The organism is Leifsonia xyli subsp. cynodontis DSM 46306 (assembly GCF_000470775.1).
GTDB lineage: Bacteria > Actinomycetota > Actinomycetes > Actinomycetales > Microbacteriaceae > Leifsonia > Leifsonia cynodontis.
This window is the reverse complement of record NC_022438.1, coordinates 1,459,394-1,482,224: the sequence shown is the minus strand read 5'-3', so window position 1 is coordinate 1,482,224 and position 22,831 is coordinate 1,459,394. Positions and strand designations below refer to the sequence as shown.

Below are 22,831 nucleotides of genomic sequence, written 5' to 3'. Positions count from 1 at the left end.
CGGTCTTGTCCGCTCAGGGCGTCGGCGTCTCCGGTAGCGGTGTCGGGCTGAACGAGTTCTCCCAGATCGCCCGCGCACCGGCCTCGCCGATCAGGATCACCTCCACTGTCGACCCGATCGCGAGTCCGAGGGCGATCGCGGCGAGCACCACGGTCACCACCCGGCGTACGACCGCCGGGGGTCGTCGCGGCGAGTCCTCCCGGTCGAAGAAGGAGAACCACGACCATTGCACTGCGGCGAACACGAACACCGCGATGACCCACGGGTAGAGCATCCGCCCGAGTGCCGCGTGCTGTTCGATCAGCGGTGTCGGCGGCACACGCTTCTGAAGCCACTCGCCGGCGTCGGTGACGATCGGCACGAGGGCCATATTGAGCAGGGCGAGCAGCGGCGTCACGATGCCCAGACGGCGCCGGGCGGCCGGCCAGATCGGCACGAGAACAGCGCAGATCGCAGCCAGCGGCACGAGCACGACAACGAAATGGACCAGGAGCGGATGCAGGGGGAGCCCGTTGATTTTCATGCCGTGACCTCCTGACTAAGCGGTGACCGTGACCGTGTCGCCCGAAACGGAAGCCGTGAGCTTCTTGAGGGGGTCGCGTGCTGGTCCGCTCAGGGCATCGCCGGTGCTGGCGTCGAAGCGCGAGCCGTGGCACGGGCAGTCGAATTCCTTGCCTTTCGGGGCGACCGTGCAGCCCTGGTGGGTACAGACCGCGCTGAACGCGATGACGTTCCCGGCGGTCGGCTGTGAGACGACGACCGGTGTGGAGCCGATGGAGACGGACACCGCGCCCCCGACCGGGATGGCGGACAGCGCCACTGTGGTTGTTCCGCCGGTGCCTTCTGTTCCTCCCGTTCCTGTCGTTCCTCCGGAGCCGGACCCCGATCCGGAGCCGCCTCCTGTGGTTCCGGTGGCGCAGGCGGCGAGCAGGAGTGTGCCCGCGCCGGCAGCGGTTGCGCCACCGATCTGCACGAGGGCGCGGCGAGTGAGCGGAGTCGAGTCGGACATGGGTGTCCCTTTCAGTCATGTGGAATGTCGTTCTTACCGTATCCACGGCAGCTCTTCCGGAAAGGTTCATCCGGTGTGTATGAACCTTTTCATAGCCCATTTCGTGAGAACCGGAAGGGGGTGGGAATGTCAGGTGAGGATGCGCGTCTGCTCCGCCAACTCCACGATGAGCACGCGCAAGCCTTGTGGCGCTACGTGGTGCGCCTCACCAGCGATCGGGCGATGGCGGACGACGTGGTTCAGGAGACGTTGCTGCGCGCCTGGCGGAAGCCGTCGGTGCTGGACCAGTCTCACCAGTCGGCGCGCGCCTGGCTGTTCACGGTGGCGCGAAACCTTGTGATCGACGACCGGCGCAGCGCCCACACTCGTCACGAGATCGGCACCGGCGCCCTCCCCGAGCGCGCCGCCGTGGCCAGAGACTCCGACGCGGCGCTCGACGCCCAGATCGTTAGCGACGCGCTGGCGGGGCTCTCGGATGAGCACCGTGCCGTGCTCGTCCACGCCTACTATGGAGACCGTTCCATCGCGGAGATCTCCCGCGAACTCGACATTCCGGAAGGAACCGTGAAATCGCGCCTCCACTACGGTTTGCGGGCTCTTCGGCTCTCGCTGCAGGAACGGGGGGTGACCGAGCGATGACCGATGATGACATCGCCGCCTGGGATGCCGCCTACGTGCTCGGCGCCCTCGCACCGGCCGAGCGCCGCGCCTTCGAGGAGCACCTGAGCCGCTGCCTGCCGTGCGCCGCGGCGGTCGCCGAACTGGCCGGGATGCCGGGGCTGCTCGCCCGGCTTCCGCGCGAGCAGGCGTTCGAATTGGTGGGGACGACGCATCCGGCACTCGGCCGGTCGTTCGTCAGCGGCGCTGCCGCCTCCGCTCTGGCGTCCGCCGCTCGCGAGGGCGACCCTGCGGCCAGCGGCGATGACGGCCGCGCGGTGGCGCGCGACGCTTGGCCCGCCTCTGCCGACGTCCCTCCCGTCGGCGCCGATGTCTTCCCATCCCTCCTGCGCGCGGCCAGACGCCGCCGCGTCCGCGCCCGCTTGCTCCTCGGCGTGATCGCGACCGCTGCCGCGGCCGCACTCGCGGGTGTGCTGGTCGTTGCCCTGCCGTTCCTGTTTCCGTCGAGTTCGCCTTCGCCCGAGCGCCGCGTTGCGATGGAGAAGGTCGTGCCGAGCACGCTGAGCGCCGACCTCGTTCTGACGAGGGAGCCCTGGGGCACGCGCATCGACTCGCGTTGCCGTTACGCCCGCCCACCCGGCGGCGACGGCCGCACCTGGACGTACTCGATGGTCGTCACCGACCGCGCCGGCCGTGAGACACCGGTCTCGACCTGGACCGCCCGGCAAGGCACCACCGCCACGCCGACGGCGACGACCTCCGTGCCGCTCGCGGAAATCGCCTCCATTGACATCCGCGCGGCCGATGGCCCGATCGTGCTGCTGCGCAGCACGATCGGGTGACGGTCACTCGCCCGGCACCCGGATCGTCGCCTCCTGGGCGACGCTCGCCACGAGCCGGCCGTCGCGGCTGTAGATCCGCCCGAGGGCCAGTCCGCGACCGCCGCTGGCGCTCGGCGACTCCTGCGTGTACAGCAGCCACTCGTCCACACGCGCCGGCCGGTGCCACCACATCGCGTGGTCGAGGCTCGCGGCTTTGAGGCCCGGCGTCGCCCAGGCGATGCCGTGGCGGCGCAGGACCGACTCCATGATCGTGTAGTCGCTGGCGTAGACCAGCGCGGCGGTGTGCAGCGCCGAGTCGTCCGGCAGATCGCCGACCGCGCGGAACCACACTGCTTGGTGCGCGACGTGCTCGCCTTCGACGCTGAGGTACACCGGCGACGGAATGTGACGGGTGTCGAACGGACGCTGGCTGCTCCAGTACTGGGCGACCGGGTGCTGCGTGTCCTCCAGTGTCACGGCCGAGTCCGGCAGCGTCTCGGGATCGGGCATCCCCTCGGGCATCGCGATCTGGTGCTCCAGGCCGGCCTCCCCGGTCTGGAAGGACGCGATCATCGACAGGATCGGCAGGCCGTTCTGGTATGCCTGCGTGCGCCGCGTCGAGAACGAGCGGCCGTCGTGGATGCGGTCCACGGAGAACATGATCGGCAAGTCGACGTCGCCCGGACGCAGGAAGTAGCCGTGCATCGAGTGGATGGGGCGCTCGCCGGCGACGGTCCGGGTCGCGGCCACGATCGACTGCGCGAGCACCTGACCGCCGAAGACACGTCCGAGCGGCATCCACTGCGAGAGACCGGTGAAGATGTTCTCGTCGGTGCGGGCGCCGGTGTCCGTCAGATCGAGCGCGGTCAGGAGCGAGGCGAGGGGCTTCACTGTTCCTCCGTCCGGTTTCTCTAGTATCTTAGAGGGCAGATGAGCCAGTCGTTTTCTCTCCGGGACAGCCTCGCCGCCCTCGACCTGCAAACCTATCTTTCGCGGGCCGCCCGTGTCGAGGAGGGCTCTGCGCGTCTGATCGCGGGATCGGGCGTGCTCGCGGTGTACACCGCGAGCCTCTACCCCCGCGGGCTGCTTGACCAGACTCCGACGGTGCTGGGCCTGCGCACGTTCGTCACCGCTCCGGAGGTGGCCTTCGATGCGGTCGTGCCGATCCGTTCCCTCCTCGACCGGGTCGCGCGCGTGGGCGAAGCTGCGGACGCGGCAGGTGCGGACGGAACGGCTGAGCCGATCGAAATCCGGCTGCCCCTGGAAGTCTCCACCGTCACCTGGGCGGGCATCTCCCCGCCCCGCGGCGGCTGGCGCAAGGTCGGTGAGACGAGCGCTGCCTTGCTGACGGAGACCGCCCGTGCCGGTATCGCCGAGGTCGCAGACGCGCTCCCGCCGGGCACCGGTGAGTCGCTGGTCCAGCGGGTCCGCGCCGAGGTGTGGGGCCGCGAGATCGAGGGACTCGAGTACGTGCCCGCTGGTGCCGCGTTCGCCGCGGAGAGTCTCGGTTTCCTCGCCGTCGACCAGGAGGTCAGCATCCTGGAGACCGGCCCCTGGACCCGTCTCAGCACCAAGCGCGGTCACACCCTTGTCCGTCGCCAGGCCTGGACCCTCCGCCTCTGACCCGCCCTGCTGCGCGCGACGAAACCGGAAGACATCTGTCGTGCCCCGGCAGGAGGATTCCGAACCGGCGGGTCCGTCGCCGGCGACGACGCAGCCGGGCGCCGCGGGTGGTCTACTCCTCGAAGGTGTTGACCATGGCGAACGCCGCGCGCTCCAGATAGCTCCAGAGGGTCTCCTCTTGCAGCGGCGGAAGGGCGAGTTCGAGGACGGCGGCGCGCATGTGCGCGAGCCAGCGGTCGCGTGCGTCAGGATTCACCCGGAAGGGCAGATGGCGCATCCACAGACGCGGATGGCCGCGTTGTTCGCTGTAGGCGCCGGGACCGCCCCAGTACTGCTCCAAGAACAGCGTCAGTCGTTCGGCGGCCGGTTCGAGATCCTCCTCCGGATACATCGGCCTCAGCACCGGGTCGGCGGCGACGCCGCGGTAGAACGCATCGACCAGACGGCGGAAGGCCTCGTGACCGCCGATCTGCTCGAAGAACGACGGGCCGGCAGGCGGCCCGACGGGAATGCCGATCATATCACTCCGTCGGATGGTCGGTTCCGGGCTCGGACGGGGGAGCCTGCCGGCCGCGCGGTGGCACGGCGGGCTTGTCGGCGGGTTTCGGTGTCGCCGGTTTCGCACCTGGCGGATTCTCGGCTGCTGGCCGGATGCGGATCGCGCCCGGGTCCGGCACCGATCCCGCCCCGCGCCCTGCGGCTGCGCGAGCCTTCCGCCCCTTGAGCGGCGGGGGCGGGATCGTCGGAGTCGGCCGCGTCCGGGGCGGCTTGGCGCCGCCCACGCTGCCCGCTCCGTCGAACCCGCTCAGCACCACGGCGGAGAGCGACGGCAGTTTGACACCGAGTTCGTCCACCGCACCCTTCAGCCGCAAGCGGAGCTCCCGCGAGACATCGTCTTTCGCTGTGGTGCGCGTCTTGAGCACGATGCGGACCACCATCGCGTCGGCGGAGATCGACTCCAGCCCCCAGAGCTCGGGCTTCTCGAGAACGCGGGAGCGCCAGCGCGCGCTGGTCGTCAGGGCGGTCGCCGCCTCCATCAGTTTGTTCTGCACCGCTTCGATATCCGTCTCGTACGGCACTGCGACATCCACGATCACGCGTGACCAGCCCTGTGACATGTTGCCCACGCGCAGGATCTCGCCGTTCCGGACGAACCAGAGGGTGCCGTTGACATCGCGCACCTGTGTGATGCGGATGCCCACCGCCTCGACCACCCCGGTGGCGCTGCCGAGGTCGACGACATCCCCGACGCCGAGCTGATCCTCCATGACCATGAACAGGCCGTTCAGCACGTCCTTGACGATGTTTTGCGCCCCGAAACCGAGGCCGGCGCCGATCGCGGCGGTGAGGAGAGCGAAAGAGGTGAGGACTTCGGGGGCGAAGACTTGCACCACCAGGATGATGGTGACGATCCCGATGGTGACGTTCACGATGTTGCTGAGCACCGAGCCCAGGGTCCGAGTCCGCTGGACGACCCGCACGGCGGCCAGCGGCGACGCCACGAGAGCCTGCGTGTCGGTGACGTTCTGGCCTTTTTTCACCCCGCTCACGATCTGCTTGACGACGCGGCGGATCACCACGCGAAGCACCCAGCTGAGCAGGAACGCACCGACGACGATCAGCGCGGCGTGCAGGATGTTCCCGCCGGCAGCAGTGGCCCAGTTTCCTAATTCGGCCCAGAGGTTCGCAGTCATACTCGAAGAATCCTAGCCGCCTCCACTGTGACGTTCGCTGGGCCTCAGCGGTCGACGAGACCGTTGTCGTACGCGAAGATCACGGCATGCACACGGTCGCGCAGGTGCAGTTTCGACAACACCCGCCCGACATGCGTCTTCACGGTCGACTCGGTCAGATAGAACGTCGCGCCGATCTCGCCATTGGTCAGCCCGTCCGCGATCGCCAGCAGGATCTCGCGCTCCCGGGGTGTGAGGGCCGCTGCGGGGTCGTCGCCGGGCGCGGCGCTCTCCGTCGTGGGCAGCCGGTCGGCGAACAGCTCCAGCATGGCTCGGGTCACCCGGCCGGAGACGGCCGCGTCGCCCGCGGCCACGGCGCGGATCGCCGCCGTCAGATCGTCCGGCCGGGCGTCTTTCAGGAGGAAGCCGCTGGCACCGGCGCGCAGGCCGCCGAACGCGTACTCGTCGAGGTCGAAGGTCGTCAGAATGATGATCCGCGCCTCCGGGTTGGCGGCCACGATGCGCCGCGTGGCCTCGATCCCGTCCAGCGCGGGCATCCGCACATCCATCAGGATGACATCGGGCCGGGTCTGCGCAGCCAGCCGTACCGCCTCGACGCCGTCGACTGCCTCACCGACGACGCAGAGGTCGGGTTCCGCCTCCAGCACCATGCGGAAACCCAGGCGCACCAGCGCCTGATCGTCGGCGAGCAGGATGCGCAGCGGGCGCTGATCGGTCACGGAGCCGTCTCCTCGGTGCGTGGTCGTACGGGAATGGTGTCGAAGCTCGCGTTGAGACGCCAGCCTCCGCCCCGGCGGGGGCCGGCCTCCAGAGCGCCGCCGTAGAGCGCGACGCGCTCGCGGAGGCCGAGCAGACCGCTGCCCGAGCCGTGGCCGGTGCCGTCGTGGACCGTCGCGTCGTCCTCGACGGTGATGCGGATGCGCTCGCCGATGTCGATGACAACCGTCACGGAGGTGGCCAGCGACGCATAGCGCAGCACGTTCGTGAGCGCTTCCTGCACGATGCGGAAGACGGTCAGCTGCTGTCCGGTGTCCTCGGGCGGCGTTCCGGTGATCGTGATCCGGACCGGCAGCCCCGCGGCCCGGAACCGTTCGACCAGCTCGTTCAGCTCGCTCACGCCGGGCTGCGGCTCGATGGCGGCGGCCTCGTCGCCGTCGGTCCGGAGCACACCGAGCAGCCGGCGCATATCGGCGAGCGCGCTGCGGCCGGTCTCCGCGACCATCCGCATCGTCTCCGCTGAGCGTGCGGGGGTCTTGTCCGCGAGCCTTGCCGAGCCCTCCGCGAGAGCGATCATGACAGTCAGGCTGTGCGAGACGATGTCATGCGTCTCCCGGGCGATGCGGCTGCGTTCGGCGGCGGTCGCGATCTCCGCCTGCTGGTCGCGCTCGCGCGCGAGCTGGCGCGCCCGGTCGATGAGCGCGTCCAGATAGCGCCTGCGGTTGCCGACGTTGCTGCCGATCAGCACAGCGACCAGGCAGATCGCGAGGACGGCGAAGGCGGAGGGCGTGGCATCCGCTGCGAGCGGGGTGTAGAAGACGAGGGCGCTCGACAGGAGGGAGGTCGTGGTGAGCGACAGGAGGGTGATGGCCGCGGTGATGGCGTAGCCGATCCACGCCGAGCGCACCGACCGGAAGACCGCGAGCGCGTACAGCGCGAAAATCGCCGGGGCGAAGCCGACGTCCCGCCCGAGGAAGACGCTGAGACCGAGTGCCGCGGCCGCGATGGCGAAGACGGCGCGGGGATGCTGGCGGCGCGCGATCAGGGCGCAGCCCACGACGGCGGCCAGGCAGACGCGCAGAGCGAGCGGCCAGCTCGGGTTCGCGATCATCGCGACGGTGCCGATGGTCAGGGCGGGGACGAGGTAGACCGCGGCGACGAAGACATCGACCGCGATCGGGTGCGCCGCGAGGGAGCGTCGCACAGCCCCGGGCGGCCTCGGAAGTCCGAGGCCGCCCGGGGCTGTGTCCTCCGCGGGCGCGGGTTGGGTCACGCGTCGCGGCGCTGGAGCAGAAGGGCGCCGCCGACGAAGGAGACGGCCGTCCAGACGAGGACGGTGACGGCGGCCGCCCATGGTTCGAGGGAACCGTTGGCGAGGCCCGCCATGCCGCTCCCCGCATTGCTGATGAGGTAGTGCTGCGCGTCGGCGAGCCACTTGGCGTCCGAGATGAGACCGACGACGATGCTGGCGATGATCGGGAGCACGAACAGGGCGCCGACCGCCGCTGCGATCCCGCCGCCGCTGGCTTTGAGGATCGTTCCGAGCCCCATGGAGAACACGGCGACGAGCCCCAGATACGCAGCCGCGCCGAGGATCGACCAGAGCGTCGAACCGGCGAATAGGTCCGCCTGGTAGCCCTTGGCCGACATCAGCGCCGCGGCGATTGCCCAGGACGAGGCGAAGCTCACCAGGCCGACGGCGAACGAGACGAGGAACAGCGTGATCGCCTTTGCGGCGAGCGCGGGGAAGCGGCGGGGTACGGCGGCGAACGACGACCGGATCATCCCGGTCGAGAACTCGCCGCTGATGACGAGCACACCGAGCACGGCGACGACGAGTTGTGCGAACGTGAGGCCCGTGGTCGCCGCTGCCGAGACGAAACCGTCGATCCGTGTGCCCGGCGCCTGCTGGCGCAGCGTCTCGGCGGACGGGATCGTGACGCTCAGGAGCGCCGAGAACCCGATGACGATGACGATGACGCTGGCCAGGGTCCAGAAGGTGGAGCGGAGGGAGCGCAGCTTGATCCACTCTGAGCCGATCACGCGCGGGAAGCTCAGCCGGCCGAGCGAGGAGTGGACGTGGGCGGATGCGGTGGTGGTCATCGGGAGATCTCCGAGTGGTATTAGACCTCGTCCTGCGTGAGTTCGAGGTAGGCCTCCTCCAGGGAGGCGCTGATGGGGGTGAGCTCGTGGAGCACGACGCTGGTTGCGGCGGCCAGGTCGCCGATCTGGGCGGACGAGAGGCCGGTGACCTCGATCAGCTGCGCTTCGACGCCCGTGATCGTGACGTCCGGCGCGGCGATCGCGCGCGCGAGCTGGTCGACCTGCGGCGTGCGCACGCGGACAGCGTTGCGGGTCGCTCCGGCGAGGATCTCGCCGACCGGTGCGTCGGCCAGGATACGGCCACGGCCGAGGACGATGATGTGATCGGCGGTCTGCGCCATCTCGCTCATGAGGTGCGAGGAGAGGAACACCGTCCGGCCCTGCCCGGCGAGGTGCCGTGCGAACTGGCGCACCCAGAGCACCCCCTCCGGGTCGAGGCCGTTGACCGGCTCGTCGAGGATGAGCGTCGCCGGATCGCCGAGCATCGCGGCGGCGATGCCGAGTCGCTGCCCCATCCCGAGCGAGAACCCGCCCACGCGCTTGCCCGCCACGGACTCCAGACCGGTGAGGCCGATCACCTCCTCCACGCGGCGCTTAGGGATGCCGTGGGTCGCGGCAAGCGCGAGCAGGTGATTGTAGGCGGTGCGGGCGGTGTGTACAGCTTTCGCATCGAGCAGCGCGCCGACCTCGGTCAGCGGTGAGCGCAGCTCGGCGTACCGCTTGCCGTTGATGGTGGCGGCGCCCGTGGTGGGGCGGTCGAGGCCCATGATCATGCGCATGGTCGTGGACTTTCCGGCGCCGTTCGGACCGAGGAAGCCGGTGACCTTTCCGGGCTGGACGGTCGCCGTGATGTCGTCGACGGCCGTCTTCTGGCCGAACGTCTTGGTGAGGCGGTCGAGATGGATCATGTGTCCAAACCTATGGGAAGCGGAACGAGTGCGTCATCGGCCCTGGGTACGATTCGCGAGGGCAGAGGGTCCAGGCTGTGCGACCAGAAACTCTGCCCTCGCGTGCTGCGCGTTACTGCGCGTCGCGCTCCTGGGCGGCGAGCGCCCGCTCGACTCCGGCGAGGTTCTCGATCACCAGTCGGCGGAGGGCGGCTGGCTCCGGGTTCGCGTCGAGCCACGCGCGCGTCGCATTGCGCAGCTCTGCGTTCGCGAGCGGCGCCGGGTACATGCCCGCGACCAGGTACTCTGCGATCTTGTACGTGCGCGAGGCCCAGATGTCCTGCAAAGCCGCGAAGTACGGCTCGATGTACGCTGCGAGCACGCTCTTGTCGGCCGCGCGCTGGAACCCGAGGCCGGTGAACCGGACGATCGTGTTCGGCAGCGCGTCCGAGCCGAACACCGAGTCCCACGCTGCCTGCTTACCGGCAAGGGTCGGGATGCTGGCGCGAGCCTGAGCGGCGAACTGCGCTCCGTTCGCGGTGTTGTCCGCGGCGAGCGCGGCAGCCACCTCGGCGTCGCCCGCTTCGCCGCCGGCGACGAGGGCGATGAGCAGCTCCCACGAGAGATCGGTGTCGATCGTCAGGCCGGGCAGGGTGACCGAGCCGTCGCGGAGGGCGCCGATCGTCGCCAGCTGCTCGCTGGTCGAGGCGAGCGCGGCGAAGAACTTCACGAACTGGAACTGCGCGTCGCTGCCGGCTTCGGCCTGCTGAGCGAGTTTCCAGAGGGCGGACGCCGCTCTCTCGGTCGTCTCCTTCTGGCGTTCGGGGGCGACGTAGCTGCCCGCGGCGAGCGCCAGCTGGCTGAGCGTGGTGCGGATGGTGGTGGATTCGGTCTCCGGGGCGATGTTGCCGAGGACCAGGCGCACGTAGTCGCTCGCCGGGGTCTCCGTGTCGCGGGTCGCGTCCCAGACAGCGCCCCAGACGATGGAACGGGCGAGCGGGCTCTCGATCTTGGCGAGGTGCTCGATCGCGACCCGGAGCGATTCCGGGTCCAGGCGGATCTTCGCGTAGGCGAGGTCGTCGTCGTTGAGCAGCACGAGATCGGGGCGTTTCCTCCCGACCAGCTCGGCCACCTCGGTGCGGACGCCATCGACATCCAGCTCGATCCGCTCCTCGCGCACGAGGCGGCCGTCGCGCAGGGTGTAGAACCCGATCGCTAGCCGGTGCGGGCGGATGGTCGGATAGTCGGCGGGCGCCGACTGCAACACCGCGAAGCCGGTGATCGTGCCGCCGGCATCGACCGCGATCTCGGGACGCAGAGTGTTCACCCCGGCAGTCTCCAGCCACTTCTCCGACCAGCCGGTCAGGTCGCGGCCGCTTGTGGCCTCCAGCTCGGCCAGCAGGTCCTTCAGCTCGGTGTTGCCATGCTCGTGCTTCTTGAAGTACTGCGCGACCCCGGCGAGGAAATCCTCCTGGCCGACCCAGGCGACCAGCTGCTTGAGCACGGAGGCACCCTTCGCGTAGGTGATGCCGTCGAAGTTGACCTGTACGTCCTCCAGGTCGTTGATCGTCGCCACGATCGGGTGGGTCGAAGGCAGCTGATCCTGCCGGTACGCCCAGCTCTTCTCCATCGCGGCGAAGGTCGTCCACGCCTCGGTCCACTCGGTGGCCTCGGCGGTCGCGAGCGTCGAGGCGTACTCGGCGAACGACTCGTTCAGCCACAGGTCGTTCCACCACTTCATGGTCACCAGGTCGCCGAACCACATGTGCGCGAGCTCGTGCAGGATGGTGACGACGCGGCGCTCTTTGATCGCGTCCGTGACCTTTGAGCGGAACACATAAGTCTCTGTGAAGGTGACCGCGCCCGCGTTCTCCATCGCGCCGGCGTTGAATTCCGGGACGAAGAGCTGGTCGTACTTCTCGAACGGGTAGGCGTAGTCGAACTTCTCCTCGTAGAAAGCGAAGCCCTGGCGGGTCTTCTCGAAGATGTAGTCCGCATCCAGGAACTCGGCGAGGCTCTTGCGCGCGTACACGCCGAGCGGGATCGTGCGGCCGTCGCGGCTGGTCAGCTCACTGTGCTCGGAGACGTAAGGGCCTGCGATGAGCGCGGTGATATAGGAGGAGATGACCGAGGTGGGCGCGAAAGACCAGGTCTTCTTGCCCTCGCCGGCGCCGACCGGCTCCGGGGTGGGGGAGTTGCTGACCACGGACCAGTGGGAGGGGGCGGTCACCGTGAACGTGAACGCCGCCTTCAGATCGGGCTGCTCGAACACAGCGAACATGCGGCGTGAGTCCGGGACCTCGAACTGGGAGTACAGGTAGACCTCGCCGTCGACCGGGTCCACAAAGCGGTGCAGGCCCTCTCCAGTGTTCGTGTAGATCGCGTCGGCGTCCACCGTCAGCACGTTCTCCGCCTGGAGCCCGTCGAGCTGGATGCGCACGCCGTCGGAGACGGTGGCCGGGTCGAGCCGCACGCCGTTGAGTGTCACGGAGTGGACAGTGCGGGTGATCGCGTCGATGAACGTGGACGAGCCGTGAGCTGCGGCGAAACGGACGGTCGTGGTGCTCCGGAACGTCTCCGGCCCACTCGTCAGGTCGAGGGCGATGTCGTAGGCGTGAGTGCTGACGATCGCCGCGCGCTCCTGTGCTTCGATGCGGGTGAGGTTTTCTCCGGGCAACGCTGACTCCTCTGGATGGTAGGGGCTCTGGTGTGGTTCGTGTCCACCGGGTCCACCTTAGTGAAGCGGCGCCCCGGGGTCGCCGGCGGCCTTCCCTAGACTGGGCGCATGCGCATCCACATCGCCACCGATCACGCCGGTCTCGATTTCAGCAAGCACCTCCAGACGCACCTGGCGCAGGCCGGACACGAGATCATCGACCACGGTCCGGCCGAGTACGATCCGATCGACGACTACCCGGCGTTCTGCATCAATGCGGCCAAGGGGGTCGTGGCCGACCAGCAGGCGGGCATCGAGGCCCTCGGCGTCGTGTTCGGCGGCTCCGGCAATGGCGAGCAGATCGCTGCGAACAAGGTCATCGGCGCGCGCGCAGCCCTCGTCTGGAACGAGAGCACTGCCCTGCTCGCCCGCCAGCACAATGACGCCAATGTCATCTCGATCGGCGCTCGTCAGCACACGGTGGCGGAGGCGACGCGTTTCATCGAACTGTTCATCGCCGAGCCGTTCTCGCTCGAAGAGCGGCACATTCGCCGCATCGCGCAACTGGCCGAGTTCGAGGCGACCGGCGACATCGCCGGCAAGAACGTGGATCGCTGATGCCCGAGGGCCACTCCGTCCATCGGATCGCGCGACAGTTCGCGGCCACCTTCGTCGGGCGTCCCGTGGCCGTGTCCTCGCCGCAGGGCCGGTTCGCCGAGGACGCCCAGCGCATCGACGGCCACACGATGATCGCCGCGAAAGCGGTGGGCAAGCAGATGTTCCTGGAGTTCGACAACGGGCTGTGGCTGCGTGTGCATCTGGGCATCTACGGAGCGTGGGACTTCGCGGGCGACATCGGTGTCGACCCGACGATCGCGAGCGCCAACGGCCGGATGGGCCAGACCCAGCAAAGAGGCACGGCCGCTCAGACGGGGCCCGTCTTCGACCGGGACGGTGAGAACTCCCTCCACTCTATCGGGGCGCCGCGGCGCACACGGGTCCGGATGTCCGAGTCCGAGAAAGCGCAGCCGGACATCGAGTCGTTTCCGCCGGAGCCCGTCGGCCAGGTGCGCGTGCGTCTGATGACCGCCGGCGCCGTGGCCGACCTCCGTGGCCCGACCGTCTGCGCGGTGCTCGACCCGGAAGAGGTGGCCGCTGTGATCGCCCGACTCGGACCGGACCCGATGCTCGACAGTGGCCCTGCCGCCGAGGAGGCCTTCGTCGCTGCGGTGAGGAAGAAGCCCACCGCAATCGCCCTGCTTCTCATGGATCAGAGCGTGGTCAGCGGGATCGGCAATGTTTACCGAGCCGAACTCCTCTTCCGGGCCCGCCAGAATCCGCACACGCCCGGCAAACTCGTCGCGGAGGACACCATCCGGGGGCTCTGGCGCGACTGGGTGCGGCTGCTGCGCATCGGTGTCGAGACCGGTCAGATGATGACGATGGACGGCCTCGACGAGGAGGCGTACCGCCGTGCGATGGCGAAACGGGAGGACCGCCACTGGGTCTACAAGCGCGAGGGCCTGCCCTGTCGTGTGTGTGGAACCTATATCGTGGTGGAGGTCCTCGGCGGGCGCAAACTGTACTGGTGCCCGCGGGACCAGGCGTGAGAAGCCGGCCGTGCGGCGCGGGTTTGACCGCCGCCTCGACGTGACCCGCACCGGCTCGGCGGCGAAGCCGTAACCGGTGCGGGACGCGTTCGAAGCCGATCCGGCGGAGGGCCGTGCGCCGCTCTACTCGCTGATGTGCGCGAACAGGAACCAGCGGTCCTTGTCGAGGCCGCGTGCGATCTCGATCGCGACATCCTGGCTGGTCTGGTCGAGCTGGTCGAGCTCCTTCACCGCGGCGTTGACGCTCGCGAGGGCCGCGTCGAGCTGCGCGATGACCTCGGCCACCGTCTCGTTCGAGGGCCGGAACCCCGCGGTCAGCTCGCCGGTCGAGGTCTTGGCCGCGACCGTCGCGAGCCGCGCGTCGACCGGAAGGCCGAGGGCGACGATCCGCTCGGCGGCGAGATCGGCCCACTCCTGGGCGTGGGCGACGATCACGTCGAGGAGTTCGTGTACGCCGATGAAGTTCGCGCCGCGCACATGCCAGTGCGCTTGTTTGCCGTTGACGACGAGGGCGGTGAGGTCGATCACGACCGGGGTGAGGAACTGCGCGACCCCGGCGGCGACGTCCGGGGTGGAGACACTCTGGGTTGCAGCGATGTCCGTCATGGGTGGGCGTCCTTTCTTGATGTCTGCCTCAACGCTACTCGGGCCGTGGAATTGCGCAACGAAGCTGAGCCTGCGCTAAAGTGTGTTTCTCAGGGACGTTGGTCAATCTGCTGATGGGTGGCTGGCTGCCGATGGCGGTGTGGGGCCTGTGGTGATTGTAGGAGTGCAGCCAGGCCGGGAGTGCGTTGCGGCGGGCTGATTCGGAGTTGTAGTGCCGGGCGTATGCCCAGCCGTCGGCGAGGGTGCGGTGGAAGCGTTCGATCTTGCCGTTCGTCTGCGGATGGTAGGGCCGGGTGCGTTTCGGTTGGATGCTGAGCTCGGCGCAAGCGTCGCGCCAGGCGTATGAGCGGTATGCGGAGCCGTTGTCGGAGAGCACCTGTTCGACGGTGACGCCACGGCTGGCGAACCAGCCGACCGCTCGACGCAGAACAGCGATTGCAGTGGCGGCGGTTTCGTCGTCGTGGATCTCGGCGTAAGCGACACGGGAGTGATCGTCGATGACGGTATGAACGAACGCTGTGCCGGTGATCATGTCGCCGGTGATCCCGTGTTTCCCGGTCCGCTTCGCGGTGATGGCCTTGTTCCGCTCTCCCTGGAGACGTCCGACGTAGCGCCAGCCGCCACCGTCGGGGATGTTGCCGAGTTTCTTGATGTCGACGTGGATCATCGATCCGGGATGCTCGTGCTCGTAGCGGCGGGCGGGTTCGCCGGTGCGGACGTCGACGTGGCTGGGCCGATTGATCCGGCACCGGGAGAGGACCGTGTGAACGGTCGAGGCGGGCATGCCGAGCTGGGCGCCGATACCGACTGGTCCCAGCCGCTTCTTCCACCGCAGATGCACGACCTTGCGGACCAGTCTTCGCGGGGTCTTGTTCGGGCTGTGATGCGGCCGTGACGAACGGTCCAGCATTCCCGCCTCGCCCATCTCCACGTAACGACGAGCCCATCGGTCCGCGGTGCGTCAGGACACTCGGAAGTAGGTCGCCGCCGCAGCAACGGACCAGCCGTCGTCGACGACTTGGCGGGCCAGGCGGAGGCATTCGCGAGGAGTCAAAGCAGCATTAGCGTGGGTCACGAGGACCTCCTAAGTCATCGAGTGCAGGGAAACTAGACAGCCCCACTCTCGACCGGGAGGTCCTCACCCATCTATCGCGTCACACCTCAACCAACTGCCCTGAGCAGCACAGCTAAGTCAGCGTCGGCAGGACAGACATTCCGCCAGCGATCCGCTCAGCGCGCCGCGCCCGCGTCGCCAGGCCCAGATCGCATCGGGACTAGCTCCGGACGGTTCCGGTAGCGATGATGGTGAGTATGAGCGCATTCGATGACATCACGAAGAAAGCCCAGGACCTCCTGAACGGCGACAAGGTGAAAGACGCCCTGACCTCCGAGCAGGCCGAGGGCATCAGCGACAAGATCCTGGACGGTGTCGCGGACGCGGCCAACACGATCACGGGCGGCACGTTCGGGGAGCAGATTGACGGGGCGCGCGACGCGATCGACAAGAAGCTAGGGAACGAGTAGCCCCATCTTGCTGAGGGCGGCGGCCACCGACTTGGACTTTCCCCGATTTCGGTCTACCATGACGGGCCGACTCGAAAGGAGCCCGTCCCCGTGGCCTCGAATCCTGGAACATCCCAGATCCTCCCCGCTTCCGGCCAACCGGCTCGCTCCTACGCTTCGGGGCGTCCGGAACAGCCTCTACGCCGTCGGCTGCGCGTGGACGACGTGCTCGTCGTCGAGCGGAGCACCGTCAAACGCGCCATCCGGGGAACCGTCGTCGGCAACTTCATGGAATGGTTCGACTTCGGGATCTACGGTTACCTCGCTGTGACCCTCGCGTCGGTCTTCACAGCCGGCCTCTCCTCCGGAGCCGGGTTGCTCGTGACCCTGTTCGGGTTCTCCGTGAGCTTTCTCGTGCGACCGCTGGGCGGCTTCGTGCTCGGTCCGCTCGGTGATCGCATCGGCCGGCAGCGCGTCCTGTTCTTGACCATGTCGATGATGGCGGCCGCCACGGCACTGATCGGCCTGCTGCCCGGTTCCGCGGTGATCGGGCTGTGGGCGGTCGTCCCGCTCTACCTTCTCAAGATGATCCAGGGCTTCTCCACCGGCGGCGAGTACGCCGGTGCGACGACCTACGTCTCCGAGTTCTCCCCGGACAGTCGGCGCGGGTTCTTCTCCTCCTGGCTGGATGTCGGCTCGTATGTCGGGTTCGCGGCCGGGGCCTCCGCCGTCGCGGTGACCACCGTCGTCGCTGAGTCGGTGTGGGGTCCCCACGCGATGGTCGACGGCGGCTGGCGCATCCCTTTCCTCCTCGCGATCCCGCTCGGCACCGTCGCGATCTTCTTCCGCTTGCGCATCCCCGAGACACCGGCCTTCGAAGAGGAGGCCGGAGTCGTCCAGCACCACGACGACGCACGCTTCGAGCGCCACGGCATCCTCGGCATCCTCCGCTACAACGGGAAGGAGATCCTCATCGCGATCACCCTGGTCGCGGCGACCAACACGGCCGGATACGCTCTGACCAGCTACATGCCGACCTATCTGCAGACCGAGGTCGGTGTGGGAAACCTCCTCTCCGCCGTGGCGACCGTCCCTGTTCTGCTTGTCATGTCCGCCTGTCTCCCGCTCGTCGGCGCTTTGAGCGACCGCATCGGCCGCTGTCCGGTCTACGCCATCGCCGTCGTCTCCACTCTCGTGCTCATGCTGCCGGCCTTCGCCATCATGCGGATCGGCCAGTTCTGGGCCGTCATGCTCGCCCTCACCCTCGTCGCCGTCCCCGTCGGCTTCTATGTCGCCATCGCCGCCTCTTCGCTTCCCGCTCTCTTCCCGACGGCTTCCCGTTTCGGAGCCATGGCGATCGCCTACAACGTCGCCGTCTCCCTCTTCGGCGGAACTACCCCCTTTTTCTCTCAGTCCCTCATCGAGCTCACAGGCAACACCGACATGCCCGCCTTCTACATCATGTTCTTCTCCGCCCTCGGCGGCCTCGCCCTGCTCGCCATGCCCGAATCCGCCAAGCGCCCCCTCCTGGGGTCGGTCCCCGCGGTCGAGACTCCGCAGGAGGCGCAAGCGCTTGTGGAGCGCCAAGAGCACGACCCGCTCATCGACACGCGGACGATGCCGCTGCCTGCGGTGAAGGAGAGGCCGCGGGCGTAAGCGGCCCGGTGGAGGGAGGGGAGTCCTGCGTTGTCAGAGGCTGTGGGAGCGGAGGAGTTCCCCCGGACATCCCCCGAATCTTCTTCCTTTCGACAGCTGGCGGAAAGGGAGGAGAAGCGGGCAGGGAACGGGGCTAACGCAGGAAACGGAGGAGGAAAGTGGGTGCCAGCAGTCGGTTCTCCTCCGTTTCCGAGGGGCGGACCGGGAGGGAAGACCAGGCGGGACTCGAAACCCAGCCTTCTCCGACGGAGGGGATGACGGGAATCGAACCCGCGTAATCAGTTTGGAAGACTGAGGCTCTACCATTGAGCTACATCCCCGTTGCCCGTCACATGGGAGCGGGCGGAGTCAATCGTAGTACATCACGAGGGCCATTCCGCGTGCAGTAGACTGGCGCGTGGTCTTTCGCACCGCTTCAGCCGGGGCGTAGCTCAGCTTGGCTAGAGCGCCCGCTTTGGGAGCGGGAGGTCGCAGGTTCGAATCCTGTCGCCCCGACGAGGACCTCGTTCCTTACGAGTAGACCATCGTTCGAACATTCAGGAGAACCCAGACATCGTGAAGACCACGGTCGAGAAGCTCAGCCCCACCCGCACCAAGCTCACCATCTCGGTGACGCCGGAGGAGTTGCAGCCGTCCATCAAGCACGCTTACGAGCACATCGCCGGGCAGGTGAACATCCCCGGCTTCCGCAAGGGGAAGGTGCCCCCGGCCATCATCGACCAGCGGGTCGGCAAGGCGGCCGTCCTGGAGCACGCGGTCAACGAGGGCCTGGACGGGTTCTATCGCCGCGCCGTCGAGGAGAACGAGGTGCGCCCCCTCGGCCGTCCGGAGGCGGACATCTCCGAATGGCCGAATGAGAAGGACTTCTCGGGCGACCTGCTGCTGACGATCGAGGTGGATGTCCGCCCCGAGATCACGCTGCCCACGTTCGACGACATCACGCTGTGCGTCGAGGCTGCCCAGGTGACCCCGGACGACGTCGAGGAGGAGCTGGACCGGCTCCGCAGCCGGTTCGGCACGCTCGTGACGGTCGAGCGTCCGGCCAAGAAGGGCGATTTCGCACAGATCGACTTGGTAGCCGAGATCGGCGGAGAGGAGGTCGACACGGCCGCGAACATCTCGTACGAGATCGGCTCGGGTGAGCTCATCGAGGGCATCGACGAGGCGCTCGACACGCTGACGGCGGGGGAGACCACCATGTTCGAGGCGCCGCTCATGGGCGGCGACCACGAGGGCGAGAGCGCGCAGATCACCGTGACGCTGAACGCCGTCAAGGAGCGCGAGCTGCCGGAGGCGGACGACGACTTCGCCCAGATCTCCAGCGAGTTCGACACGATCGGGGAGCTGCGCGAGAGCCTGCGCGGCCAGGTGGAGCGCGCGAAGTCCTTCGGGCAGGGCACCGCGGCGCGCGATCAGCTGGTCGACAAGCTGCTCGAGCTGGTCGAGATCCCGGTTCCGGCTCAGCTGGTCGAGGACGAGGTGAGCCGCCACCTGGAGCAGGAGAATCGTCTCGAAGACGACGGGCACCGCGCCGAGGTGACCGAGTCGAGCGAGAAGACGTTCCGCACGCAGATCCTCCTCGATGAGATCGCTCAGCAGGAGAACGTGAAGGTCAGCCAGGACGAGCTCACCCAGTACCTCGTGCAGGGCGCCGCGCAGTACAACATGGACCCGAACGAGTTCGTCAAGATCCTGGGAGAGAACGGCCAAATCTCGTCGATGGTCGGCGAGGTCGCCCGCAACAAGGCGCTCGCGATCGTCCTCGGCAAGGCCGAGGTCGTGGACACCGACGGCAAGAAGGTGGACCTGAGCGAGTTCGTCGCCCTCCCGGACGACGAGGCCGCGGACGAGGACGCCACCGCCGAGGGCGCCGATGCGCCGGCGGAGGAAGCCTCCGCCGCAGAGAAGCCCAAGAAGAAGGCCGCGGCCAAGAAGAAGGCAGCGGACAAGTAGCATCCCGGAAGCCGGGCGTCGCCTGCGGCGCCCGGGCTTCCGCATACCCGGAAGCGGAGACGCTCGCAGCGATCGACGCCCTCGTGGCGGAACGACCGGAGAGCGAACCGCACGGGCTTTTCGAAGCGGCGGGCGCTCGCGATTTCGTGGGTGAGGCGGCGGCGGCCGAGCCGCTCTACCGCCGAGCGCTCGCCAACGGGCTTCCCGAGCCGCAGCGAGGACAGGCGACGATTCAGCTCGCCAGCACGCTTCGCATCCTTGGGCGTCCCGACGAGGCGCTTGTCCTGCTCCGCGAACTGCTGGACGAGCATCCCGGGCACGAGCTCCGGGACGCGGCGCACGCCTTCGCCGCGCTCGCACTGTTCGACGCGGGGCTTCCCGCCGAGGCGGTGCGGGAGGCACTGGGCGCGCTCGCGGCGCACCTGCCGCTCTACCACCGCGCGGTCACCGCCTATGCAGCGGACCTCAGAGGCCAGTAACGCGGCTGTCGCAGCGCCGACACTGTATCTGCCCAGGGCGAACAGCGCCGAAATGGCGGAAGCGCTCCGATAGATTCATCTTCAAGCGACAGAAGGAAACGGAGCGAACATGGCCGACATGGGTATCCAGCCCAGTGTTTTCGACAGACTGCTGAAGGACCGGATCATCTGGCTCGGGTCCGAGGTGCGGGATGAGAACGCGAACGAGATCGCCGCGAAGCTGCTGCTCCTCGCCGCGGAGGATTCGAAGCGGGACATCTACCTCTACATCAACTCCCCGGGCGGTTCGATCACCGCCGGTATGGCGATCTACGACACCATGCAGTTCGTGCCGAACGACATCGTCACTGTCGGCATCGGCATGGCGGCTTCGATGGGCCAGCTGTTGCTGACCGCCGGCACCAAGGGCAAGCGCTACATCACTCCGAACGCCCGTGTCCTGCTGCACCAGCCCCACGGCGGTTTCGGAGGCACGGCGAGCGATATCCGGACGCAGGCCCAGCTCATCCTGGACATGAAGAAGCGCCTGGCCGAGATCACGGCCGAGGCGACCGGGAAAACGGTCGATCAGGTCAACGCGGACGGTGACCGGGACCGGTGGTTCACGGCGCAGGAGGCATTGGAGTACGGCTTCGTGGACCACATCCGCGAGTCGGCGCTCGACATCGCGGGCGGCGGCGGAACCGCCCCGGCGAGCAAGTAGGAACCGCCCGAAGGACGAAGGACATCACTATGAACATTCCTATGCTCGGCGCTTCCCCCGCCGGTGGATCATACGGCGGCGGCCAGGCCTTCGGTGGCCTGCAGGCTCCCGGAGCCCGCTACATCCTGCCCAGCTTCGAGGAGCGTACGGCCTACGGCTACAAGCGCCAGGATCCGTATGCCAAGCTCTTCGAGGACCGCATCATCTTCCTCGGCGTCCAGGTGGACGACGCTTCGGCGGATGACATCATGGCCCAGCTGCTCGTGCTCGAGAGTCAGGACCCGGACCGCGACATCGTCATGTACATCAACTCTCCCGGCGGCTCGTTCACCGCGATGACGGCGATCTACGACACCATGCAGTATGTCCGGCCGCAGATCCAGACCGTCGTCCTCGGTCAAGCCGCCTCGGCAGCCGCCGTTCTCACAGCCGCGGGCGCGCCCGGCAAACGGCTCGCTCTGCCGAACGCCCGCATCCTGATCCACCAGCCCGCCGTGGGTGAGGCTGGTCACGGGCAGGCATCGGACATCCAGATCCAGTCGGACGAGATCAACCGGATGCGCGCCTGGTTGGAGGAGACGCTCGTGAAGCACTCCAACCGTACGCTTGAGCAGGTCGGCAAGGACATCGAGCGTGACAACATCCTGTCTGCGACCCAGGCTCAAGAATACGGCCTGATCGACCAGGTTCTCACCAGCCGGAAGACTCTCCCGGCGCTGGTGAAATAGGCATAACAACGACAGAACGGGACGGCCGCCGCGGGGGCCGTCCCGTTCTGCTGTTGGCGAAACGGCGCGCGGGGCGAATACACGCAAAGTGCCAGCCAAATGTCCGCGCCACGGGCTAGGCTCATGCCTGAGAACCGCAAGCGGAGGAGGGCGGAGACAGATGGCACGCATCGGGGAGAGCGCCGATCTGCTCAAGTGTTCCTTCTGCGGCAAGAGCCAGAAGCAGGTGCAGCAGCTGATCGCCGGTCCGGGGGTGTACATCTGCGATGAGTGCGTCGAACTCTGCAACGAGATCATCGAGGAGCGGCTGGCGGAAGTGGGCGAAGAGGCCTCCAGCGAATTCGACCTGCCGAAGCCGAAGGAGATCTTCGGCTTCCTCGAGGAGTACGTCATCGGACAGGAGCAGGCCAAGCGCTCGCTCGCGGTCGCGGTCTACAACCACTACAAGCGCGTCCGCGCACGGCAGGCCATCACCGCGGCGGACGCCATCGACGATGTCGAGATCGCGAAGTCGAACATCCTGCTCATCGGTCCGACCGGCTGCGGCAAGACCTACCTCGCGCAGACCCTCGCCCGCCGCCTGAACGTCCCGTTCGCGGTGGCGGATGCGACCGCTCTGACCGAGGCCGGGTACGTCGGCGAGGACGTCGAGAACATCCTGCTGAAGCTCATCCAGGCCGCCGACTACGACGTCAAGCGCGCGGAGACGGGCATCATCTACATCGACGAGGTCGATAAGATCGCCCGCAAGGCCGAGAACCCCTCGATCACACGGGATGTGTCGGGCGAGGGCGTGCAGCAGGCGCTGCTGAAGATCCTGGAGGGCACGGTCGCCTCGGTCCCGCCGCAGGGCGGACGCAAACACCCGCACCAGGAGTTCATCCAGATCGACACCACGAACGTGCTGTTCATCGTGGCCGGCGCCTTCGCCGGGCTGGAGGACATCATCTCCAGCCGCGCGGGCAAGAAGGGCATCGGCTTCGGTGCCCCGCTGCACTCGAAGGGCGATGACATCAACCTCTTCAGCGAGGTGCTGCCCGAGGACTTACACAAGTTCGGGCTCATCCCGGAGTTCATCGGCCGGCTCCCGGTGGTGACCACCGTGACCCAGCTCGATCAGGATGCGCTGATGCAGATCTTGACCGAGCCGAAGAACGCGCTCGTCCGCCAGTATCAGCGGATGTTCGAGCTGGACGGCGTGCAGCTCGAGTTCGACCACGCGGCTCTGGAGGCCATCGCCGACCTCGCCGTGCTGCGCAAGACCGGCGCCCGCGGCCTCCGCGCGATCATGGAAGAGGTGCTTGGGCCGATCATGTTCGAAGTCCCGTCTAGCTCGGAGGTCGCCCGGGTCGTCGTCATGAAGGAGGCTGTGCTCGAGAACGCGGCCCCGACGATCGTGCCGCACCGCGCGCGCCGCGAGGAGAAGTCGGCGTAGAGCCGGCTCGTTGGGCGGCGGAGCGGGAGA

23 protein-coding genes, 2 tRNA genes and 1 pseudogene are annotated in these 22,831 nt (G+C 67.9%); 13 read left to right on the top strand and 13 right to left on the bottom strand.

The window, feature by feature from the left end; translation table 11 throughout:
* Positions 1–13 precede the first annotated feature (13 nt).
* On the bottom strand, positions 14–523 hold the full coding sequence (locus O159_RS07040; protein WP_021755067.1) for a DUF2231 domain-containing protein: 510 nt from the start codon (positions 521–523) through the stop codon (positions 14–16).
* 15 nt (positions 524–538) lie between these two features.
* The gene (locus O159_RS07035; RefSeq protein WP_021755066.1) at positions 539–1,009 is read right to left on the bottom strand and encodes a QcrA and Rieske domain-containing protein; all 471 of its coding nucleotides are present in this window, start codon (positions 1,007–1,009) and stop codon (positions 539–541) included.
* A 126-nt stretch (positions 1,010–1,135) separates the two neighbouring features.
* Between O159_RS07035 and O159_RS07030 the strand changes: the two genes are divergently transcribed.
* Complete coding sequence (locus O159_RS07030) at positions 1,136–1,648, top strand: sigma-70 family RNA polymerase sigma factor (RefSeq protein WP_021755065.1); 513 nt, start codon at positions 1,136–1,138, stop codon at positions 1,646–1,648.
* Positions 1,645–2,469 carry an anti-sigma factor family protein gene (locus O159_RS07025; protein ID WP_021755064.1) on the top strand — a complete coding sequence of 275 codons (825 nt, stop codon included), beginning with the start codon at positions 1,645–1,647 and terminating at the stop codon, positions 2,467–2,469. The genes O159_RS07030 and O159_RS07025 overlap by 4 nt, the downstream gene beginning before the upstream one ends.
* A 3-nt stretch (positions 2,470–2,472) precedes the next feature.
* Here the strand turns inward: O159_RS07025 and O159_RS07020 are convergent, their stop codons facing one another.
* Entirely contained in the window at positions 2,473–3,339 is an 867-nt protein-coding gene (locus tag O159_RS07020; protein WP_021755063.1) for an acyl-CoA thioesterase, read from the bottom strand.
* Between the two features lie 39 nt (positions 3,340–3,378).
* On the opposite strand from O159_RS07020, the gene O159_RS07015 reads away from it, so the two are divergent.
* Positions 3,379–4,071 (top strand): hypothetical protein, encoded by a 693-nt coding sequence (locus O159_RS07015; protein WP_021755062.1) that lies wholly within the window; start codon positions 3,379–3,381, stop codon positions 4,069–4,071.
* Between the two features lie 112 nt (positions 4,072–4,183).
* Here the strand turns inward: O159_RS07015 and O159_RS07010 are convergent, their stop codons facing one another.
* From O159_RS07010 to pepN, 7 genes are all read right to left on the bottom strand, one after another.
* Positions 4,184–4,591, bottom strand: coding sequence for a globin (locus O159_RS07010; RefSeq protein WP_021755061.1), 408 nt, complete (start codon positions 4,589–4,591; stop codon positions 4,184–4,186).
* Between the two features lies 1 nt (position 4,592).
* Entirely contained in the window at positions 4,593–5,765 is a 1,173-nt protein-coding gene (locus O159_RS07005; protein WP_021755059.1) for a mechanosensitive ion channel family protein, read from the bottom strand.
* 44 nt (positions 5,766–5,809) lie between these two features.
* Positions 5,810–6,484, bottom strand: coding sequence for a response regulator (locus tag O159_RS07000; RefSeq protein WP_021755057.1), 675 nt, complete (start codon positions 6,482–6,484; stop codon positions 5,810–5,812).
* A complete protein-coding gene (locus O159_RS06995; RefSeq protein WP_021755055.1) occupies positions 6,481–7,686 on the bottom strand; it encodes a sensor histidine kinase in 1,206 nt (401 codons plus the stop codon). The genes O159_RS07000 and O159_RS06995 overlap by 4 nt, the downstream gene beginning before the upstream one ends.
* A 65-nt stretch (positions 7,687–7,751) precedes the next feature.
* Positions 7,752–8,585 (bottom strand): ABC transporter permease, encoded by an 834-nt coding sequence (locus O159_RS06990; protein ID WP_021755053.1) that lies wholly within the window; start codon positions 8,583–8,585, stop codon positions 7,752–7,754.
* A gap of 20 nt (positions 8,586–8,605) precedes the next feature.
* The gene (locus tag O159_RS06985) at positions 8,606–9,493 is read right to left on the bottom strand and encodes an ATP-binding cassette domain-containing protein (RefSeq protein WP_021755050.1); all 888 of its coding nucleotides are present in this window, start codon (positions 9,491–9,493) and stop codon (positions 8,606–8,608) included.
* A gap of 112 nt (positions 9,494–9,605) precedes the next feature.
* Positions 9,606–12,149: an aminopeptidase N gene (pepN, locus tag O159_RS06980; protein ID WP_021755048.1), complete on the bottom strand. Its 2,544-nt coding sequence runs from the start codon at positions 12,147–12,149 to the stop codon at positions 9,606–9,608.
* Between the two features lie 108 nt (positions 12,150–12,257).
* Here pepN and O159_RS06975 point away from each other — a divergent pair, with 108 nt between their 5' ends.
* Together O159_RS06975 and O159_RS06970 are read left to right on the top strand one after the other, a co-directional pair.
* Complete coding sequence (locus tag O159_RS06975; protein ID WP_021755047.1) at positions 12,258–12,746, top strand: ribose-5-phosphate isomerase; 489 nt, start codon at positions 12,258–12,260, stop codon at positions 12,744–12,746.
* Positions 12,746–13,738, top strand: a complete 993-nt coding sequence (locus tag O159_RS06970; protein WP_021755046.1) for an Fpg/Nei family DNA glycosylase — start codon at positions 12,746–12,748, stop codon at positions 13,736–13,738. Before O159_RS06975 ends, O159_RS06970 begins: the two co-directional genes overlap by 1 nt.
* Positions 13,739–13,861: 123 nt before the next feature.
* Here the strand turns inward: O159_RS06970 and O159_RS06965 are convergent, their stop codons facing one another.
* Both O159_RS06965 and O159_RS06960 read right to left on the bottom strand, forming a co-directional pair.
* Positions 13,862–14,344 (bottom strand): Dps family protein, encoded by a 483-nt coding sequence (locus tag O159_RS06965; protein ID WP_021755045.1) that lies wholly within the window; start codon positions 14,342–14,344, stop codon positions 13,862–13,864.
* Positions 14,345–14,378: 34 nt separating this feature from the next.
* Positions 14,379–15,419: pseudogene (locus O159_RS06960) on the bottom strand (IS481 family transposase).
* 236 nt (positions 15,420–15,655) lie between these two features.
* Between O159_RS06960 and O159_RS06955 the strand changes: the two are divergent.
* Positions 15,656–15,868, top strand: a complete 213-nt coding sequence (locus O159_RS06955) for an antitoxin (RefSeq protein WP_021755043.1) — start codon at positions 15,656–15,658, stop codon at positions 15,866–15,868.
* Between the two features lie 195 nt (positions 15,869–16,063).
* Positions 16,064–17,503 carry an MFS transporter gene (locus tag O159_RS06950; protein ID WP_021755042.1) on the top strand — a complete coding sequence of 480 codons (1,440 nt, stop codon included), beginning with the start codon at positions 16,064–16,066 and terminating at the stop codon, positions 17,501–17,503.
* A gap of 249 nt (positions 17,504–17,752) precedes the next feature.
* Here O159_RS06950 and O159_RS06945 read toward each other — a convergent pair.
* Positions 17,753–17,823 (bottom strand) — tRNA-Gly (locus O159_RS06945).
* A 100-nt stretch (positions 17,824–17,923) separates the two neighbouring features.
* Between O159_RS06945 and O159_RS06940 the strand changes: the two genes are divergently transcribed.
* The 6 genes from O159_RS06940 to clpX all read left to right on the top strand — a co-directional run bounded on the left by O159_RS06940 (position 17,924) and on the right by clpX (position 22,801).
* A tRNA-Pro gene (locus O159_RS06940) sits at positions 17,924–17,998 on the top strand.
* Between the two features lie 60 nt (positions 17,999–18,058).
* Positions 18,059–19,456, top strand: coding sequence for a trigger factor (gene tig / locus O159_RS06935; protein WP_021755041.1), 1,398 nt, complete (start codon positions 18,059–18,061; stop codon positions 19,454–19,456).
* 83 nt (positions 19,457–19,539) lie between these two features.
* Complete coding sequence (locus O159_RS06930) at positions 19,540–19,935, top strand: tetratricopeptide repeat protein (protein ID WP_021755040.1); 396 nt, start codon at positions 19,540–19,542, stop codon at positions 19,933–19,935.
* Positions 19,936–20,044: 109 nt separating this feature from the next.
* Positions 20,045–20,638 (top strand): ATP-dependent Clp protease proteolytic subunit, encoded by a 594-nt coding sequence (locus O159_RS06925; RefSeq protein WP_021755039.1) that lies wholly within the window; start codon positions 20,045–20,047, stop codon positions 20,636–20,638.
* Positions 20,639–20,667: 29 nt separating this feature from the next.
* The gene (locus O159_RS06920) at positions 20,668–21,366 is read left to right on the top strand and encodes an ATP-dependent Clp protease proteolytic subunit (protein WP_043993607.1); all 699 of its coding nucleotides are present in this window, start codon (positions 20,668–20,670) and stop codon (positions 21,364–21,366) included.
* A gap of 160 nt (positions 21,367–21,526) precedes the next feature.
* A complete protein-coding gene (gene clpX, locus O159_RS06915; RefSeq protein WP_021755037.1) occupies positions 21,527–22,801 on the top strand; it encodes an ATP-dependent Clp protease ATP-binding subunit ClpX in 1,275 nt (424 codons plus the stop codon).
* The last annotated feature ends 30 nt before the right edge of the window (positions 22,802–22,831 follow it).